The following is a 1,261-nucleotide window of genomic DNA, read 5'->3' as shown; positions in this document are numbered from 1 at the left end:
AGTTCCCGCAAGGTAAACACATCATGATGGAGCACTTTTACCGACGGATGCGCAAGCGCTTTGATATTTTGATGCAAGACGGTAAGCCAGTGGGTGAAAAGTGGAATTACGATGCCAACAACCGTAATAAACTGAAAGTGAAAGATATCGAGCAATTACCCAAACCGCTGATGTTTAGCCTGAATGTTGACGAGATTGTAGAGCGATTAACGCGACACAAGATCTCGACCATTGGTTCACTCAATGGTGATTTGTTATGGCCAGTGAATCGCGCTCAAAGCCTATCTTTACTCGCGCATTTTTGTCAGGTTTGTCTCCCTCATTTTGGTCGGTTTCAAGATGCGATGACGGCGGAGCACGAATCCAAATGGAGTTTGTACCACAGTCGTTTGTCGTTCTCGATGAACAGTAAGTTACTGCACCCCAAAGAGGTAATAGATGCTGCACTTAGTGCGTACCAATCAAACAAACACATCGATATTGCGCAGGTAGAAGGATTCATTCGTCAGATCTTAGGTTGGCGGGAATTCATTCGGGGTGTGTACTGGGCGAATATGCCGCAGTATCCGCAGAAAAATGAGCTCGAAGCATCACGTGATTTACCCGACTACTTTTGGACAGGAAAAACCAAGATGGCTTGTATGCGTAATGCAATAGGCCAGTCTCTCGATTATGCCTACGCCCATCATATTCAGCGTTTGATGGTGACGGGCAACTTTTGTTTGCTCACCGAGATGAATCCTGACCAAGTAGATGCTTGGTATCTAGGCATTTATGTCGATGCGATTGAGTGGGTAGAAATGCCCAATACACGCGGTATGGCATTGTTCGCCGATGGTGGCATTGTTGGCACCAAGCCTTATGCCGCAAGCGGGTCGTACATCAACAAAATGAGCGATTACTGTAAAGGTTGCCACTATGACAACAAGGCGCGCAGTGGTGAAGGCTCTTGTCCGTTTAATAGTCTTTATTGGCGATTTATGGACAAGCATGAAAAGCGACTCGCTACCAATCCACGCATCGGCATGATTTTCCGGTCTTGGGACAATATGGAAGCTTCGCAACGGCAAGCGATCCTTGAGACGGCTGAACGCTATATCGCGGATTTGGAGCATTTGTGATGAACATTTTGATCGTCGGCGGAAACGGAGGGATTGGTTTGGCGATGGTCAAAGAAGCACTAGTGCGCTTTCCGCTGGCACAAATTCACGCGACCTATCGGCGCACAACACCTGATTATGAACATTCAGCCTTGATTTGG

Annotated in this window: 1 protein-coding gene and 1 pseudogene; both read left to right on the top strand. The window is 47.1% G+C overall.

Features of this window, described 5'->3' with window-relative positions; all coding sequences use genetic code 11:
• Positions 1-1,121: cryptochrome/photolyase family protein (locus R7E42_RS24520; RefSeq protein WP_318073166.1), on the top strand; the 1,121-nt coding region annotated here is incomplete at its 5' end.
• Positions 1,121-1,261 (top strand): annotated as a pseudogene (locus R7E42_RS24515) (short chain dehydrogenase); the annotation flags it as partial. The gene R7E42_RS24520 and the pseudogene R7E42_RS24515, both read left to right, overlap by 1 nt.

The organism is Vibrio sp. Vb1337 (assembly GCF_033338715.1).
Classification (GTDB): Bacteria; Pseudomonadota; Gammaproteobacteria; order Enterobacterales; family Vibrionaceae; genus Vibrio; species Vibrio alginolyticus.
Note: the sequence above shows the minus strand (reverse complement) of the source record. Positions and strands in the feature narration are given on the sequence as shown.